Annotated in this window: 10 protein-coding genes and 4 pseudogenes; 8 read left to right on the top strand and 6 right to left on the bottom strand. The window is 61.7% G+C overall.

The genetic code is table 11. From position 1 onward, the window contains the following. Nucleotides 1-21: 21 nt before the first annotated feature. The 5 genes and pseudogenes from ACN9M1_RS26415 to ACN9M1_RS26395 form a co-directional block, all read left to right on the top strand. The gene (locus tag ACN9M1_RS26415) at nucleotides 22-1287 is read left to right on the top strand and encodes a CaiB/BaiF CoA transferase family protein (RefSeq protein ID WP_426400873.1); all 1266 of its coding nucleotides are present in this window, start codon (nucleotides 22-24) and stop codon (nucleotides 1285-1287) included. Nucleotides 1288-1412: 125 nt separating this feature from the next. Then, nucleotides 1413-2222, top strand: coding sequence for an enoyl-CoA hydratase (locus tag ACN9M1_RS26410; protein ID WP_426400938.1), 810 nt, complete (start codon nucleotides 1413-1415; stop codon nucleotides 2220-2222). Between the two features lie 228 nt (nucleotides 2223-2450). Beyond that, nucleotides 2451-2950, top strand: a pseudogene (locus ACN9M1_RS26405) (transposase); the annotation flags it as partial. A gap of 39 nt (nucleotides 2951-2989) precedes the next feature. Next, nucleotides 2990-3811 carry an IS110 family transposase gene (locus ACN9M1_RS26400; protein WP_426400872.1) on the top strand — a complete coding sequence of 274 codons (822 nt, stop codon included), beginning with the start codon at nucleotides 2990-2992 and terminating at the stop codon, nucleotides 3809-3811. Between the two features lie 426 nt (nucleotides 3812-4237). After that, nucleotides 4238-4864, top strand: a pseudogene (locus ACN9M1_RS26395) (IS3 family transposase); the annotation flags it as partial. Nucleotides 4865-4875: 11 nt separating this feature from the next. Here ACN9M1_RS26395 and ACN9M1_RS26390 read toward each other — a convergent pair. Further along, on the bottom strand, nucleotides 4876-5088 hold the full coding sequence (locus tag ACN9M1_RS26390; RefSeq protein WP_426400871.1) for a hypothetical protein: 213 nt from the start codon (nucleotides 5086-5088) through the stop codon (nucleotides 4876-4878). 113 nt (nucleotides 5089-5201) lie between these two features. Continuing rightward, nucleotides 5202-7448, bottom strand: coding sequence for a LamG-like jellyroll fold domain-containing protein (locus tag ACN9M1_RS26385; protein WP_426400869.1), 2247 nt, complete (start codon nucleotides 7446-7448; stop codon nucleotides 5202-5204). 383 nt (nucleotides 7449-7831) lie between these two features. Here ACN9M1_RS26385 and ACN9M1_RS26380 point away from each other — a divergent pair, with 383 nt between their 5' ends. Further along, nucleotides 7832-8746 carry a LysR family transcriptional regulator gene (locus ACN9M1_RS26380; protein WP_426400868.1) on the top strand — a complete coding sequence of 305 codons (915 nt, stop codon included), beginning with the start codon at nucleotides 7832-7834 and terminating at the stop codon, nucleotides 8744-8746. A 41-nt stretch (nucleotides 8747-8787) separates the two neighbouring features. On the opposite strand, the gene ACN9M1_RS26375 is transcribed toward ACN9M1_RS26380, so the two are convergent. Beyond that, the gene (locus ACN9M1_RS26375) at nucleotides 8788-9570 is read right to left on the bottom strand and encodes a substrate-binding domain-containing protein (protein ID WP_426400867.1); all 783 of its coding nucleotides are present in this window, start codon (nucleotides 9568-9570) and stop codon (nucleotides 8788-8790) included. Between the two features lie 28 nt (nucleotides 9571-9598). Between ACN9M1_RS26375 and ACN9M1_RS26370 the strand changes: the two are divergent. Continuing rightward, nucleotides 9599-10216, top strand: a pseudogene (locus ACN9M1_RS26370) (NAD(P)/FAD-dependent oxidoreductase); the annotation flags it as partial. Between the two features lie 96 nt (nucleotides 10217-10312). Beyond that, a pseudogene (locus ACN9M1_RS26365) lies at nucleotides 10313-11174 on the top strand (class I SAM-dependent methyltransferase). A gap of 296 nt (nucleotides 11175-11470) precedes the next feature. Here ACN9M1_RS26365 and ACN9M1_RS26360 read toward each other — a convergent pair. The 3 genes from ACN9M1_RS26360 to ACN9M1_RS26350 all read right to left on the bottom strand — a co-directional run bounded on the left by ACN9M1_RS26360 (nucleotide 11471) and on the right by ACN9M1_RS26350 (nucleotide 15175). Further along, complete coding sequence (locus tag ACN9M1_RS26360; RefSeq protein ID WP_426400866.1) at nucleotides 11471-12298, bottom strand: hypothetical protein; 828 nt, start codon at nucleotides 12296-12298, stop codon at nucleotides 11471-11473. Between the two features lie 425 nt (nucleotides 12299-12723). Continuing rightward, entirely contained in the window at nucleotides 12724-14046 is a 1323-nt protein-coding gene (locus tag ACN9M1_RS26355) for an IS5 family transposase (protein ID WP_426400865.1), read from the bottom strand. A gap of 244 nt (nucleotides 14047-14290) precedes the next feature. After that, on the bottom strand, nucleotides 14291-15175 hold the full coding sequence (locus ACN9M1_RS26350; protein WP_426400864.1) for a serine hydrolase domain-containing protein: 885 nt from the start codon (nucleotides 15173-15175) through the stop codon (nucleotides 14291-14293). Nucleotides 15176-15524 lie beyond the last annotated feature (349 nt).

The following is a 15524-nucleotide window of genomic DNA, read 5'->3' as shown; positions in this document are numbered from 1 at the left end:
AACAAACAAGGAGACATCCATATGGACACCCCACAAGGTCGCCCCCCCAAAAAAGGCCCTCTGGACGGCATCACCGTTCTGGACTTCTCACGCGTCCTGGCCGGACCGTATTGCACGATGGTGCTGGCCGACCTCGGCGCGCGCGTCATCAAGATCGAGAGGATCGCGACCGGCGACGATACCCGCGCATTCGGGCCGTTTGTAGATCAGGAGTCGGCCTACTTCATGTGCTTCAACCGTGGCAAGGAGAGCATCGCGCTGGACATCAAAAGTCCGCGGGATCGCGATCTGCTCGAACGCATGCTCAGCCAGGCGGACGTCCTGGTCGAGAACTTCCGGCCTGGCGTCATGGATAGGCTGGGCTACGGTGCCGAGCGGCTGGCGCGGACCCATCCGCATCTCGTCTACACCTCCATCTCAGGCTTCGGACACACCGGACCGTTCAGCGACCTGCCGGGCTACGACATGGTGGTGCAGGCCATGGGCGGCATCATGAGCCTGACCGGCTGGCCCGACGCGCCACCTGCGCGCGTGGGCACGAGCTTTGGGGATCTCAGCGCCGCGCTGTTCGCAGCCGTTGGCATCATTTCTTCGCTCTACAAACGAACCCGTGACGCACAGGGCACACGCGTGGACATCGCCATGCTGGACTGCCAGGCGGCGCTCATGGAGACCGCTCTGGCGCGTTACGACGTGGAAGGCAAAGTGCCCACACGCACGGGTGACAGCCATCCATCGCTTGCGCCATTCGAGACCTTTGCTGGGCAAGATGGTCGCTTCGTGATTGCTGCCGGCAACGACCAGCTCTTCATGCTGATGGCCGATGCACTGGACTCCCCCCAGTTGGCGCTGGATCTGCGGTTCATCAGCAATGACCTGCGCTGCCGCAATCGGCCGGAGCTGGTCCAGGCCATCGAGGCGATCACGCGTACCGCGCCTATTGCTCATTGGATCGACCGCCTCAATGCGGCGGGCGTGCCGTGCGCACCTATCAACACCATCGACCGCTTGTTCGATCACCCGCAACTGCAAGCGCGCAACATGATCATCCAGGTGGAGGGCGCGGCGCAGCGCGCGATACGGACCGCCGGCAACCCGATCAAGCTCAGTGCCTTTGCCGACATCGAATCTGCCACGCCGCTACGCGCGCCGGCCCTCGATGAGCACCGCGAGCGCATCCTCGCCGAGCTGATGTCGGGAACGGGAGACTACGCACCGGCCGCCGGGCTTATCGATGAACCGCAGTCGCAGTACGCCAACACGCTGCCGAAGCAAGCAACAGCTTGACCCTTCCGATTTGTCAGACCATCCAGGAGATACCGTCTATGTCCAATGCACCAGCCCCATCTGCCCCTTCCGCTTCCAGCACCAAGGGTGCGAGCACCCAACCTGCGGCCAAACCTGAAAGCGAAATGCCGACACGCGCCGCTAGCGGGCCCGTGTCCCCACAGCGCTATGAAACCATCCTGGTCGAGCGGCGCGAGCGCGTCGGCTTGATCACTCTGAACAGGCCGAAGAGCCTCAACGCACTGAACGTGCGAATGTCGCGCGAGGTCGTGGCGGCACTGCGGCACTTCGACATCGATGACAACATTGGCGCCATCGTCATCGCGGGAAGCCCCAGGGCATTCGCGGCCGGCGCGGACATCGATGAGATGGCCGACAAGACTTTTGCTGAACTGCAGTCACGCGACATCTTCGCCGCATGGCAGGAACTGCTCACCGTCAGCAAGCCGATCATTGCGGCCGTTAGTGGCTATGCGCTGGGTGGTGGCTGCGAGCTGGCCATGATGTGCGATTTCATCATCGCTGCAGAAGACGCCCACTTCGGGCAGCCAGAGATCAAGCTGGGCATCCTACCCGGTATCGGTGGCTCTCAGCGGCTCACCCGCTCGGTCGGCAAGGCGCTGGCGATGGATTTGATCCTGACCGGCCGGAGCATCACCGCCGCAGAGGCCAAAACCGCCGGCCTAGTGGCCCGGATCGTGCCTGCAGCTGAACTGCTGCAAACGACGCTGGAGGCAGCGCACACGATCGCCGGCTACAACGCACCGGCAGTGCGGATGGCCAAGGAAGCCGTGAACCGCGCGCAGGAAGTCAGTCTGTCCGAAGGCATGTTGCACGAGCGGCGGCTGTTCCAGGCGGCATTCGCCACCGATGGCCAAAAGGAAGGCATGAACGCTTTCCTCAGCAAACGGGCACCGGTCTTCCGTCACCGCTGAGGCATACGGCCCCGGGGGCGCGCTGCGCAAGTGGGTGCCCAGACGTTCTTGTGCCCGCAACGTGCGGGCATGGAGCGCACCACCTCATAGAACAAGACCCATTTCATCATCAGGATGACAAACATGTCCGGTCCTATCGTCGCCAAGATTGACCCTACACTGACCTGCCCCCAATGAACCGGTCCACCGGGAAGCTAGTAGAGTCCGTTTCCGAAGAGGACGACGGACATGAAGAAGCGATTTACGGAAGAGCAAATCATCGGATTTCTGAAGGAAGCGGAGGCTGGCGTGGCGGTCAAGGAGCTGTGCAGGAAGCACGGTTTCAGTGACGCGTCGTTCTACACGTGGCGGGCCAGGTTCGGCGGGATGGAGGTTTCGGAGGCCCGTCGGCTCAAGGAGCTGGAAGCTGAGAACGCCAAGCTGAAGAAGCTGCTGGCCGAGGCGATGTTGGACATGGAAGCGCTGAAGGTGGTGGTCAAGGGAAAGCCCTGAGCCCACAAGCCAAGCGCGAAGCGGTCGTGGCGATTCGGCAGAAGGTCAACATCTCCGAGCGTCGCGCCTGCCGGCTTGTCGGGCTGTCCCGCAGCGTGCTGCACTACGAAGCTCAAGGCGCCCCAGGCAACGAGCGACTCAAAGCGCGGCTGGTTGAGCTGGCGCATGAGCGCCGGCGCTTTGGTTACCGGCGACTGCACGTGCTGCTGGAGCGCGAGGGTATGTACGCGAATCACATGCTGTAATTGCATCTCCGGCTACCGACGGAGGCTGCCATGGAAACGTATGTGGGTCTCGATGTGTCGCAGAAATCGACAGTGGTTTGTGTAATCGACAAGGACGGCAATCCTGTCTGGCGTGGAACAGTCGCATCGCATCCACAAGCCATTGACAGCGTCATCCGGCAGCAAGCTCCCGAGGTCCGTCGCGTCGGCATGGAAACGGGGCCCCTCGCGGTATGGTTCTATCACGGACTGCGGGAGAGAGGCGTTCCTGTGGATTGCATTCACGCCCGCCACGTGCACGCAGCGCTTGCAACGCAATTAAACAAGACCGACAGCAATGATGCGCGCGGCATTGCTCAACTTACGCGCAGTGGCTGGTATCGAGCGGTCGAAGTCAAGAGTATCGCGAGCCACGAGGTGCGGTTGCTTCTCGGAGCCCGCGGTCAACTGATCAGTATGCGTACTGGCCTGTACAACCAGATCCGCGGAGTACTCAAGACCTTCGGCGTTGTGCTTCCTCCTGGGACGCGCAGCGCCTTCGAGAAGCTCGTTGAACAGCATACGCCAACGACATCGCTGATCCATGGCGTAATCGGCATACTGCTCGACAGCTGGAGGCATATCGACAGGCAGGTCCGTGAGACCGACAAGGCGCTTGAACGGATCGCGCGTGCCAGCGATGTGTGCCGGCGTCTGATGACGGTCCCCGGTGTCGGTGTGACGACAGCAGTGGCATTCGCTGCTGCCGTCGACAATCCGGATCGCTTCCGCCGGGTCGGCGACATTGGTCCATATCTTGGTCTAACGCCGAGGAAGTACCAATGGGCGAAGTGGACCATAACGGTGGGATATCCAAGACCGGCTGCAGGCTGACCAGACACATGCTATTCGAGGCCGCGTCGGCTTTGCTCCTGCGTCACAAACGCGACTGCGCGCTCCGACGTTGGGCGCAGTCACTGATTCCGAGGATTGGCTTGCGCAAGGCGCTGGTCGCGACCGCTCGCAAACTCGCCACGCTACTGCTCTCAATATGGAAAAGCGGCAAGGAGTTCATCCCGGGATAGCAGGACGCTCCCCATCGTAGGATGGTTGTACTTGCAACAAGTGCGGTACCGGTTCATCCAGGCTGATTACGTCGCCGCAACGATTCCTTGACGCGCTTTGCGGGAAAACCGCGGCAATCACATCGGAACGTTGTAGCGACCATCTAACGGCATGTTGTGGCGCGAAGGTGACCACGAAGACGACAACGAAACAGCTGGCCTGAACCCTATCCAAGAGGAAATCTATTGACAGCAATTAGACGACAAACGCGTACACCGGCTGTCCCGCGAGGCTGGCTTGGCTGTGCGGCGCAGGCGGCGACGTCACGGCGTGATGGTCAAGCGCGAGCCGCTGGTTCTGCCGGCCGCACCGAACGAGGTATGGTCGATTGATTTTGTGATGGACGCATTGTCCAATGGGCGTCGCCTGAAATGCCTGACCATCGTTGATGACTTCACGAAAGAAGCGGTCGACATCGTCGTGGACCACGGCATCTCGGGCCAGTACGTGGCACGGGCGCTGGACCAGGCGGCGTGCTTCAGGGGCTACCCCAAAGCGCTGCGCACGGACCAAGGGCCGGAGTTCACGAGCCGAGCGCTGGACCAATGGGCCTACGCCAACGGCGTGTCCTTGAAATTGATTCAGGCCGGCAAACCGACGCAGAATGCCTACATCGAGTCGTTCAATGGCAAGTTCCGTGATGAATGCCTGAACGAGCACTGGTTCACGAGCCTCGCCCATGCACGCGCTGTCATCGCGGCATGGCGCCAGGATTACAACGAGGCGCGACCACACAGCGCTTTGAATTACCAACCGCCGGCAGAATTCGCGGCGCGGTATCGAGCAACAGCGGTGGCTCCTGCCGCTCAGGAGCAAACCTGAATCGGGCTTTACTAGATGCCCTCTGGCCCTGTTGGCGGGAGCAGGTCACCCTGCTGGGTGCTGGTGGACGTACTGCCGCTGGTGTTGCCACCGCCAGTCTGGCCACCATTGTTGCCTCTGTTAGTCGCGCCTGTGGCACCGCCAACGGTGCCGCTTTGCGTCCCCGCACCCATCGTGCTGCTGCCCTGCGTGCCATCGGAGCCGCCACCACAGCCGAACAGCACACACGCCATCGCTGCTGCGGCAATCCATCATTGTTTCGACATGGTCATCCAGGAAATCCTTGAAGAAAAAAAATCCATCAGATTGCCGGACCCGCCATTGGGGCTCGTGGTAATCAACTCGCCATGAGCGACGCGATCTGCGCTGCGCTGAGCGCACCGCGGTAGATGCGGAAATCGTCGATCAAGCCGTTGAAGTACGGGTCTCCGATAAATTGTGAACGACCGAGCCAATTCTGGTTGGTGCTGCTCAAGCGGAACGGCGCGGTCGTCATGGCAGTGTTGCTGCCGACGGGTGCACCATTCACATAGAGGGTGCCGCTGGCTCCGGCCAGCGTCACCGCCACATGCACCCATTGTTTCGATGGCAGAACGGCTTTGCCGGAGATTCTTTGCGCGCCGCCGCCGTTGTTGGTTGTTATCGCAAAATAAACGACGCCGGAACTGGTGCCGCGTGGTGTCAAAAAGATGTAACGACCCGGTCCCGCACCGAAATCGAAGATGCGCTGCCAGGTGTTGCCACCGTTCCAGTACACCCAGAACGCGATGGTGCAATCGGCCAGGTCGGTCAGCAGGTCGTTGGGCAGGCTGACATAGGCATTGCTGCCGTTCAGTGACACGGCGCTACCGGTTCTGCCTGCGCCCCATGCACCGTTCACCAGCACGGCGTTGCGCATGTTGCCGCTGCTGTCCGCCGCCTGCGATCCGCTGCCTTCATCAAAGGTGAGGTGGGTGTGCAGTTGCACGGCGGTGATCGCTTTCGCCTCGTTGGAAATCGCGGTGTCGCCGCTGAGCGTCGTCGCCGTCACCACGTAGTAGTACGCTCCTGCGGCGGGAGAGGGGTCGGTATAAGTTCGCGGATCGACGATGCCGGCGGCGACTGTGGTGTAGGGGCCGCCCTTGGTGGTGCTGCGCTTGACGGTATAGCTCGTCGCATAGGCCGTGCCCCACCACGACAGCACCACATTGCCGCCGGTGACGTAGGCGGTCAAGCCGCTGGGCGGCACACCGGAGGCGATGGGATCGCGTGTGAAGGTCAGCGTACCGTAGCCGAGCTCGTCGCCTAACGAAACGCCTTCCGGCTGGGTCGCCAACATGAATCTGCCCGTGTAGGGCGCGGACAGCCCTTTGCGGTTGACGTAGTGATGATAGAGCGATGCCCAGCCGATGCGCCGCGCTCCCTGAGCGCCGACGGAAAATACGGTGTCGGGCGCGCCGCCGTTGGTGTAGGGCGCGAACGGCATCGCATAAAACGCCCCCGTTGCGGGGTCGGTCAGGTTGCCCTTGGCAACATATTCGGCACCGGCCAACACGCGGTTGTTATCGAATCCGTATAAGTCTTCGCCCTGATTCCAGGCAACTTCGCAGATGGTCGCAAGCAGCGCCACACTGAGCGTGTTGTGGCCTTGATCGCGCCCGGATTCCTGCGTTTGCCCAAGATAGCCGGGGTGGATGTAGTTCACGGTGTTGAACACGCAGCCATTGCCGAGGCCGGACTTGAAATAATTGATGCCCCCATCGAACGCCGCGCGGTTATCGCACAGCACGGCAATGGACAGGATGGCTGCAATCGTGGACAGATCCCAGTTGGAAAAAACCGACAGGCTACTTGGTGTGGTCAGCAGGCCAGAGATCAACGAATAGAACACGTTGATCATCATGGTCTGGAAGCGCGCAAAATCCGCCGGTGCCCAGCCTGGATAGTCGCGCATCATCTCGCCCACATTGGCGAACTGGAATCCCTGCAATCCCGCCACGAGCAAGCCGTCGTAGTGGCCGTCGCTCACGGCGATCTTTGTCAGCTTCGAGGACCAGGCATTCATGATCTGCACGGCCTTGTCGGCATAGCGCTGATCGCCCGAAATCTTCCAGCGCAAGGCGCAGGCGTAAGCGGCAGATATATCGCTACACAACGGATAGGCGTTGTCGGCATGGGTGGGGTCGCCGCGGTACACCACGACTTGCGGATTCGGGGTGTAACCCAGCTGAGAACGCCCGTCGGCTATCAATAAGTTCCAGCTATCGATCCAGGGCGAGGCGTGTGCCCCCACCTTTGTGCGCATGCGCGCGAAATCCTCTTCGGTATGCAGCAGACGTGGATGCGTGAACCGCTGAATCTGCACTGTGCCGTCAGGCGGCGCGACTGGCGTCTTGCCAATCGGCGTGCCGGGCACTTGACTGCCCCCTCCCGACGTTGCCGGCGTAACATCCGCGGCGGCAGCATCATCGCCCTCACCTCCACATCCGCCCAGCAGCAAGGCCCCCAGCCCCGCCACGAAGTGGCGGCGTGAGACATTCTCAACGCCGTCTGTTTGGCACACGCCCTCTGATGGCGCGACCTCTAACACCTGCTTGTTGCTCATACACCCTCTCGTTTCTTGTTGTCGTCAAACCGTCGGTGGGGCTGCACGAACCATGCCACGCACCCCACTAACTGGGGGTGACCATTCTTGTTGAGATAAGTGACATCGCGTGTCAACGGTCACCACCATATTGGCAGATTTGATGCACTTCTTTAACAAAGCGCGGCGCTTCTCCGTGCTGAATCTCCGAACACCGGCCCCTTAGAAAATGACGCGTTGGCATAGCAACGGAATCGCCTTGCACCAATCCCGGTCGGCTTCAGCAGAGAGCACCACACTGGGGCGACGCATGTCTTCGCGCCTCTCGATGTGGGTCACCAACATGTGTCATCGATGTGATAAATCGCGCAGAATGTTCTGCTTCCAAGAAGAGGAACTGGCAGGTGGGTATCAACTTTGATTTGACGGACTTGCAGACGTTTCGCGCGGTGGCGGAGTTGGGCAACTTCCGAAAGGCCGCCGAGGCGATCAGCATTTCCCAGCCCGCGTTGAGCCGCCGGATCGACAAGCTGGAAAGCGCGCTGGGCGTGCCTCTGTTCGAACGCACCACGCGCAGTGTCACGCTCACCACGGTTGGCCGCGTGTTTGCCCGCAGCGCAGAACAACTGCTCGACGATCTCGACGTCGCACTGCTCGGCATCCGCGACGTTTCATCGAGCCGCCTCGGGCACGTGACCATCGCATGCGTGCCGTCGGTGGCCTATTACTTTCTGCCGAACCTGATTGCGACCTACCACCGCCGCTTTCCGCGCATCAGGGTCAAGCTGCTGGATGCAAGCGCGAACGAAGTGCTCGGCGCCGTCATCAACGGAGAGGCAGATTTTGGCGTGAGCTTTATGGGCAGCCAGGAACCTGAGATCGAATTCAAGATGCTGCTGCAGGAGCGGTTTGTTGCAGCGTGCCGGCGCGATCATCCGCTCGCCCGCAAGAAGCGCGTGACGTGGAACGAGCTTTACGCGCACGAATACGTGTCAGTGGACAAGACGTCGGGCAACCGCCTGTTGCTGGATCAGGCGCTGTCAGCCGTGGCGCCGCGTGCGCCAAGCGTCTGTGAGACGCGGCACGTCACCACCATGCTGGGGTTGGTTGAAGCGGGCCTTGGCGTTGCTGCGGTGCCGTCGATGGCCATGCCGGGGCATGACCACCCGATTCTCACGAGCGTGCCGCTGGTGGAGCCGGTGGTGAACCGGCGCGTCGGTATCGTGAAGCGGCGCGGCCGGGCGCTTACACCGGCCGCCGAGGAATTTCACCGGATGATCATTGAAGCGAAGCGCGGCAGGATGGCGAGCGATGCATAGCATGGGCCGCTTGGCCCATCGCCCCGTCGCCCTGTTTCAATTCAATGTGCAGTCACCGAATCGAGCCCGGTCGATTTCACGTCTGCCTGCACGCCGGGCGAAGCAAGGTAGTCAAGTAGCGCCTTGGCTTCCTTCGGATGCTGTGCGCCAACGGGGACGCCCGCGGCAAAGCGCGTGACCGATTGCAGCGACTCCGGGATCTTTCCGACGAAGGTTGCGCCCTGCACCGGCAGCAACTCGCTCACTTGCTGAAAGCCGATTTCATAGTCGCCGGTGGCCACCACCGACGCCACCGGAATGCGCGGGATCATCTTCGCTTTCGCCTTGACCTGCTCTTCAATACCGAGCTTCTTGAACAGCTCGCGCTCGATATAGACGCCGCTTGCGCTGTCCGAGTAGGCAATCGACTTGGCATGCAGCAGCGCTTGCTTGAGCCCCTCCGGCGAGCTGATGTCGGGCTTGGCCGCGCCTTCGCGCACAACCATGCCGATGCGCGAGTCGGCCAGTTCCACGCGCGAGTCTGGAATGACCTTGCCTTGCTTGATCAGATCGTCGAGCGCGTAGCCGACCATGATCACGGCGTCGGCAGGCTCCCCGCGCGCGAGCCGGTTCGGAATCGCTTCGGGCGACTTGCCCATCGAGGGTCCAAGCGCGGTGTTGAGCGTGTTGCCCGTCTGCGATGCAAATTTCGGCCCGAGCACCTTGTAGGCGGCGGTGAAGCCACCGGAGCTCATGACGTGCAGCTCGGCTGCCTGGACGGGGGCTGCAATTACCGAGGTGGTGACCAGCGCGGCTGCGCACAGCTTCAGAAACAGAGTCTTCATGGTTGTGTGTGCCAGGTCGTACGGCTTTGACGATCACGAAAGCCTGAGGGCGCGCCGCGTGATCCTGAGCTATGGCGTCGCCGACCAGATGCCTGATGTGCCGGGCTTTGCCGAAAGCTGGGGCACATCCATCGTGCCCTGCCCCTATTGCGACGGCTTTGAAGTCGCCGGCCAGCATTGGGGCCTCGTCTGGTCCAGCCCGCAGTCGTACCAGTCGGCCAGGCTGTTCCGCGATTGGACTGACACGTTGACCGTCTTCGCCGATGGTCATGACATTGCGCCCGATATCCAGGCCGATCTGGCGCGCCGCAACACACCTGTCGTCGATGGCCGGATCGTCGAGATCGCCCATCAGAAGGGCCATATCACCTCCGTTAATCTCGATACCGGTCGCAACGTCGTGGTCGACATCCTGTTCGCCAATCCACGCAACAAGCCGTCCGCAAGCCTGCATGAATCACTGGGCCTCGCCACGGTCGATACGCCCACCGGCATTGTCCTCAAGGTCGACGAGCGCCGCCAAACCAGCATGCCCGGCATCTACGCCGCCGGCGACCTCGCCACGCCCTTCTTGCCCTCGGTCACCCAGGCATCCTCGCAGGGCGCAATGGCGGGTATCTTCGCCCAGCAGTCGATGGTGGTTTGAGAGCACAGATTCCCCTCTCTCGTTGCGTCGTCGCCTTCGAAAAGGTTGGCGTAGATCGGCGCGGCGAAGGGCGCATCGTTGAGTCAAGGAGATGACATGGCAGAGCAAAATGCCTATCAGGTGGCCGACTGGAATGGTCAAAGCGGGGAGCGCTGGGTCACCAACCAGGCCCGGCTCGACGCTCTGGTGACGGTGTTCGGCCAGGCCGCGATCGAAGCCGCCGCGCCCGCGACGGGTGAGCGCGTGCTGGATATCGGCTGCGGCGCGGGCGCATCGAGTCTGGCTCTGGCCGCCCGCGTCGGTGCGGCGGGCCACGTGCTGGGCGTGGACATATCCGAACCGCTGATCGACCGAGCGCGCGCTTGCGCGACCCGATACGCCGGCCCTGTTTCAGGTGGCCGACGCCAGCAGCGCAGAGCTGCCCGAGGGCGCGTTCGACATCCTGTTCTCGCGTTCCGGGGTGATGTTCTTCGACGACCCGACAGCGGCGTTCGCCCATATGCGACGCGCACTCCGGCCGGGCGGGCGAGTCGCTTTCGTCTGCTGGCGCGGCGCGGCCGAAAACGCTTGGGTGCGCCTGCCGATGGGCGCGCTCAAGGGCATCGTCCCGCCGAGCGCGCTGCCCGATCCCGAAGCGCCCGGCCCATTTTCGTTCGGCGACCGGGAGCGCGTGGCACGCATCCTGACGGCGGCTGGCTTTACCGATATCGCTATCTCGCCCTTCGACGCGGCCGTCCCGTTCGGCGAGGGCGAAACGCGGGACACGGCCATTGACGACGCACTGAGGATGACGCTCGAGGTCGGCCCGCTGTCGCGTGTGCTCGCTGATCAGCCCGACGACATCCGCGCCCGCGCCTCGGCTGCAGTTCGTGCCGCCTTCGCGGGCCTCCCCGGCGAGCGGTCGTTGATGATCAACGGCGCGGCGTGGATCGTCACGGCGGGCAATCCGGCAAGCTGACAGGTTACGTCGACCAATGTGTCAGAACCGGCAACTCCTCGTGTCTCGGGGAGGGTCCACCTTGAGCGCCGAGCGGCCGGAACGCGGCGCTGATTGGCCATTGAGGGCGAAAAGAGCAGTGGCTCTTGATGGCCGACAGCCGGCCGACGCGGCCGGCCGTAGCCGACCCATTCCGGACGGTCAGGACAATTTGATACGAAGACGATGCAGTCTTTTCACGGCGTGCCTGCCTGGTCCAGCGGAAGCGAAGCGATGACCGGACCTGTTTTTTCGTTTTGCCGCATTACGCAGCCTTGTTATGGACCTGGTGCCGTTTCATTCCTTCGCCACTGCTCCCACAGCGCTGCCACGGGCTGTCCGTACGCGGCTTGGAGGGCTACCCCCACACTTTCGCCTTGGCGCATGAGCTCGAGCGCTTGCGCAAAATGGGGAGTGTTTTTTTCAAGGTAAATAACGAACATGGCTGCTTGCCGATAGTATGTCGCCCAGCTCAACGTGCCGCGTCGGGCCGGGCTGAAACAACCATTGTCCACGACTGGTCGAAACACGTGATCTTCGCGCAAGAACTGTCGCGCTTGTGCGTCGCTGACGCTCTCCGCCCCACCGCCCGAGGTGGCAACTGCCATACCTTCCAGCCACCAACGCGGCGCGCACCGCTGGCCATGCTGGTACCAGAAGATGTGCGATAACTCATGCGTAAAAATTGGCAGACCGCTGTCGTTTTTCAGGAGCCGAACAGCATTCAGTATGACAGTGTGGCCGCCTTGTCCCGTTTCCGCGCTGGAGTCGGCGTTCATCACATACTTCGCATAGCAGGCTTCACTTGCACACACATACACGTCGGGTGCTTTGAGGCTGGCGCCGTGCGTGCGCTCGATTTTCATTTGTGCGGCGGAGTATGCATCCTGCAACTGCTTCGCCAAAGCCCGTGTTTCGCCAGGCGCCCTGCTCTCCACATGCACCAAAGACGCCGGCGATACATTCTCGAATCCTGTGAACGGCCGAATTTGCAGCATTGCCGCCTTGATCCAGCTCGAGCACCCCGATATTGCAAGACAAAACACAATGGCAATGGCTACCGAGACGCTGCGCCGATGGCTTCGCTGACACACAACGGTATCCATCGAGCTTTTCGGTTCCCGCATAGTTATCCTTTCAGCAGGCTGTTCGAGGCATTTGCGCACGAAAACACATGACGGTAACCGTCCGGTGCACGTGTTGCAGAGGTAAGTGCACCTGCAACCTCATGCAACCTTTTCTTTGAACACATATGGCGTCGGTGTCGAAGTCACTCATAAGTTTGTTCTCTTTGGCCGTCCACTTCAGCCGGATGCGGACGGCGGCTATCAGCGCCGGAGAAGGGAGAGTCGAGAGGCCGATATGTATTTGCAATTTGGTGCCAGCTCCGGAAATCATGCGGGTTTCTGGGGCATATTCACGAGATTTTTGCGGACGCGAAAATGCAATAAGTGCTTGTTTTACCGGTTATTTGTGCCATCACGATCTCAATAGTCGGCTCTGAACAATTTGTTCTTTCCGCAGCTCGGGCTCACGCCATCGCCATGGCGGGGCCACAGCGGTTCAACAGGGCAACAAGAACAAAGGCGTAAAGAAGCCGCAGCTTCCGCAGGATCATGCGCAGGTTGTGGCCAGCGCCGCACAGCACTGCGTGCATCGCATCACCCAGGGCGCCCTTGAGCCAATTCCGATCAAGCTTGCCGTCAGCCTTCATATGCCCGATAGCCGGCTCGATTGCGCTGCGCCTGCGGATCATCGCGCGCAGGCCGCGCGTGATGCCGCGCCGCAGGCCCGGGTGGTAGATTTTCACACCCTCGACCTCCACGCCCCGATAGCCGCGATCAACAACCGCGATCTGTGGCCTCGCGCCGCTCAGAATCTCCGCCTGCTCCAGCGCCTCGGCCAGCGTGTGCCCGTCGTAAGGATTGCCCGGCATCGAGCGGGCACCCAGCACCAGCCCTTCCTTGGGCGTGGTGGTGATCGACACCTTCACGCCGGACTCGTACGGCTTGCGCGCTTTGCCCTTGGCTAGGCACTCGACCTCCGGCGCGTGCAGCGCGTAGAGCTTGTGTTTGTCCTTGGGCTTCTGCGACAGAATTTGCTTGGCGCGGCCAATCAATTCTTCCAGCGCTGTGCGATTTGGCGCCGCCAACGAGCCGAGTTGCCGCTCAACGTCGCGCATCACCCGCCCCACCCGCGAGCGCAAGGTGCGCAGCGCGCCCCTCATGCGCTTGTACTGTTTGGCATGCGCATAGCGGCCGATCTGGCCGGCCAGGCGCGGTGCTTCGCGGTTGTAGTTCTGTCGCAACTTCAATCCGTGCTGGGCCTCCGCCTTCACCAGATGCTCACGACAACGCTCCAGCTGACGCGAATCGGTCGGATGCGCGATCGCCTTCTCCATCACCGTCGTGTCGACGATCACGCGTTTGATGCTGGAGGGCTTGATCACGCCTGCGCGCTTGGCTGCATCGATCGTCTCGGCCAGCAGTTCTTCCACACCGTCTTCGCCCAACCGCTTACGCCAGCGCGTCAAGCTCGACGGGTCGATCGGCGGCTCGTTCTGCAGATACGTCTCCCCCGTGAACACCTGCCAGTACGGGTTCTCAACCCATTGCCAGACGACTTCTTCGTCTGACAGGTCAAAGGCGTGCTGCAAGTACAGCAGCCCTGCGATCAGACGCGGCGAGGTGGCCGGACGGCCACGCTTGGACACGAAGCTCTCGCTCATCGCCGCGCTCAGCCGGTCCCAGTCGATCAGATCAGCAAGACACACCAGCGGATGCTTCAGGTTGATCTGCTCGCGCAGCGGATGCCGGAACAAATCTCCCTCGCTGACTGGCGCCTTCGGACCCATCCAAGCCTCGTCGGAATTTGCAGGATTGCCGCATCAATATGCTTGATTCCTGCAATTGCGGCAACGTTCTTTGGACCGCAAGCCTTGTCCCGCAAGGACTGGGGAAATTGTTCAGGACCGACTCAATAAGTGGACTGCTCCTCGGCGCGAACACGTTGGAAATGCGTGCTGCAGGCTGCACGATGAGCTCCGGCTTCAAGCTGTCTGCATCAAGGCGCTGCAAGACCACAGGTTGAACCGTCGTTCAGAGCGTCGCAGGCAGCACGAACCTGCCCATCAACTGGAAAGGCAGCGCCGCTTTCGGCGAGTTGTAGTTGCCGCCGGTAAAGACCGCCACCAGATCCAGCTCCGGTACGACAAAGACGAGTTGGCCTCCGTTGCCTGAGGCATACACAATCTGTACGTGCCTGCCCTGGTACGGCGCCGATGCACGCCACCAAAGGTACCCATACGACTTGCGGCTCTTGTCGATGAGCGTGTGCTCGCTGGTCGCCTGCTCGATCCATGTGCGAGACACGAGTTGCTCTCCATTCCACATGCCCCCTTGGAGTACCAACTGGCCGATCTTCGCCAGGTCGCGCGGGCGCAAGGCCAAGTGCCCACCCGTATCCGTTTGTCGATGCTGATCAAAGTCGGCCCAGCGCGCATTCGATATGCCCAAGGGGCCGAACAACACTTCGTTGGCAAAGGTCGGGACGGGCTGTTTGCTGGCTTCGGCCACGACCCTGCCCAGAGCTTCCACGCCGCCAGTGCAATAGTGAGTTGCGGTTCCGGCCGGGACTGCTACGGGCAGCTCCAGAAAGTACCGGACCCAGTCGTGCTCCCGGTACATGCGGTCTTCTTGCCCTGGCGAAGTGGGGTCGCGGTCGTCACACGCCAGGCCGCTACGCATCGTCAGCAGATGCTCCAACGTGATGCGGTGTCCAAGCGCGGGGGCATGCGGGTATGCCGTCTCGAGGTATGAGCCCAGCGGGTCGTTCACACCTTTGACGATGTGTTTGTCGATGGCGATGCCTACCAGCAAAGCGGTGATGCTCTTCGTGGCGGAGCGCAAGTCCTGCTGGGCGTCCTGGTCGTAGCCATTCCAGTACACCTCCTGGACCAGCTTTCCGTGTCGCACGACAAGCATGCTGTGCAAGCCATGCTCGACGGGCGGCGGCAAGGTCGCAACCGCCTGCTGTAGCAGAGCGCCGTCCATAGAGACGGCAGCGGGGATGGCAATCACCCAGGGTTGCGTGTCTAGGCCAGACACGCGAACGATGGGCTTCGGTGCGGAACACCCGCACAGGAGATAGACCAAAAGCAGCGGAACCAAGCGCTTGAACATGCGTTGCCCGAAAGTGAAGCTGACCAGCAGCAGCTTAAGCCATGGTGCTTAGATGCGTGGCTAGTCAGTCATCGCCACGCTTGAACTTCATCCGAATACCGCTCAACGCGTGTAACGACGACATCTTGCACAGCTTGCCCCCAGAGCGCGA

The sequence above is a fragment of the Ralstonia sp. R-29 genome (assembly GCF_049913345.1).
Lineage (GTDB): Bacteria > Pseudomonadota > Gammaproteobacteria > Burkholderiales > Burkholderiaceae > Ralstonia.
Note: the sequence above shows the minus strand (reverse complement) of the source record. Positions and strands in the feature narration are given on the sequence as shown.

Excerpts from the sequence above, each read along its gene's own strand:
- ACN9M1_RS26415 (WP_426400873.1), top strand. The coding sequence starts at position 22 with ATGGACACCCCACAAGGTCGCCCCCCCAAAAAAGGCCCTCTGGACGGC.
- ACN9M1_RS26410 (WP_426400938.1), top strand. The coding sequence starts at position 1,413 with ATGCCGACACGCGCCGCTAGCGGGCCCGTGTCCCCACAGCGCTATGAA.
- ACN9M1_RS26400 (WP_426400872.1), top strand. The coding sequence starts at position 2,990 with ATGGAAACGTATGTGGGTCTCGATGTGTCGCAGAAATCGACAGTGGTT.
- ACN9M1_RS26385 (WP_426400869.1), bottom strand. The coding sequence starts at position 7,448 with ATGAGCAACAAGCAGGTGTTAGAGGTCGCGCCATCAGAGGGCGTGTGC.
- ACN9M1_RS26375 (WP_426400867.1), bottom strand. The coding sequence starts at position 9,570 with ATGAAGACTCTGTTTCTGAAGCTGTGCGCAGCCGCGCTGGTCACCACC.
- ACN9M1_RS26360 (WP_426400866.1), bottom strand. The coding sequence starts at position 12,298 with ATGGATACCGTTGTGTGTCAGCGAAGCCATCGGCGCAGCGTCTCGGTA.
- ACN9M1_RS26355 (WP_426400865.1), bottom strand. The coding sequence starts at position 14,046 with ATGGGTCCGAAGGCGCCAGTCAGCGAGGGAGATTTGTTCCGGCATCCG.
- ACN9M1_RS26350 (WP_426400864.1), bottom strand. The coding sequence starts at position 15,175 with ATGCTTGTCGTGCGACACGGAAAGCTGGTCCAGGAGGTGTACTGGAAT.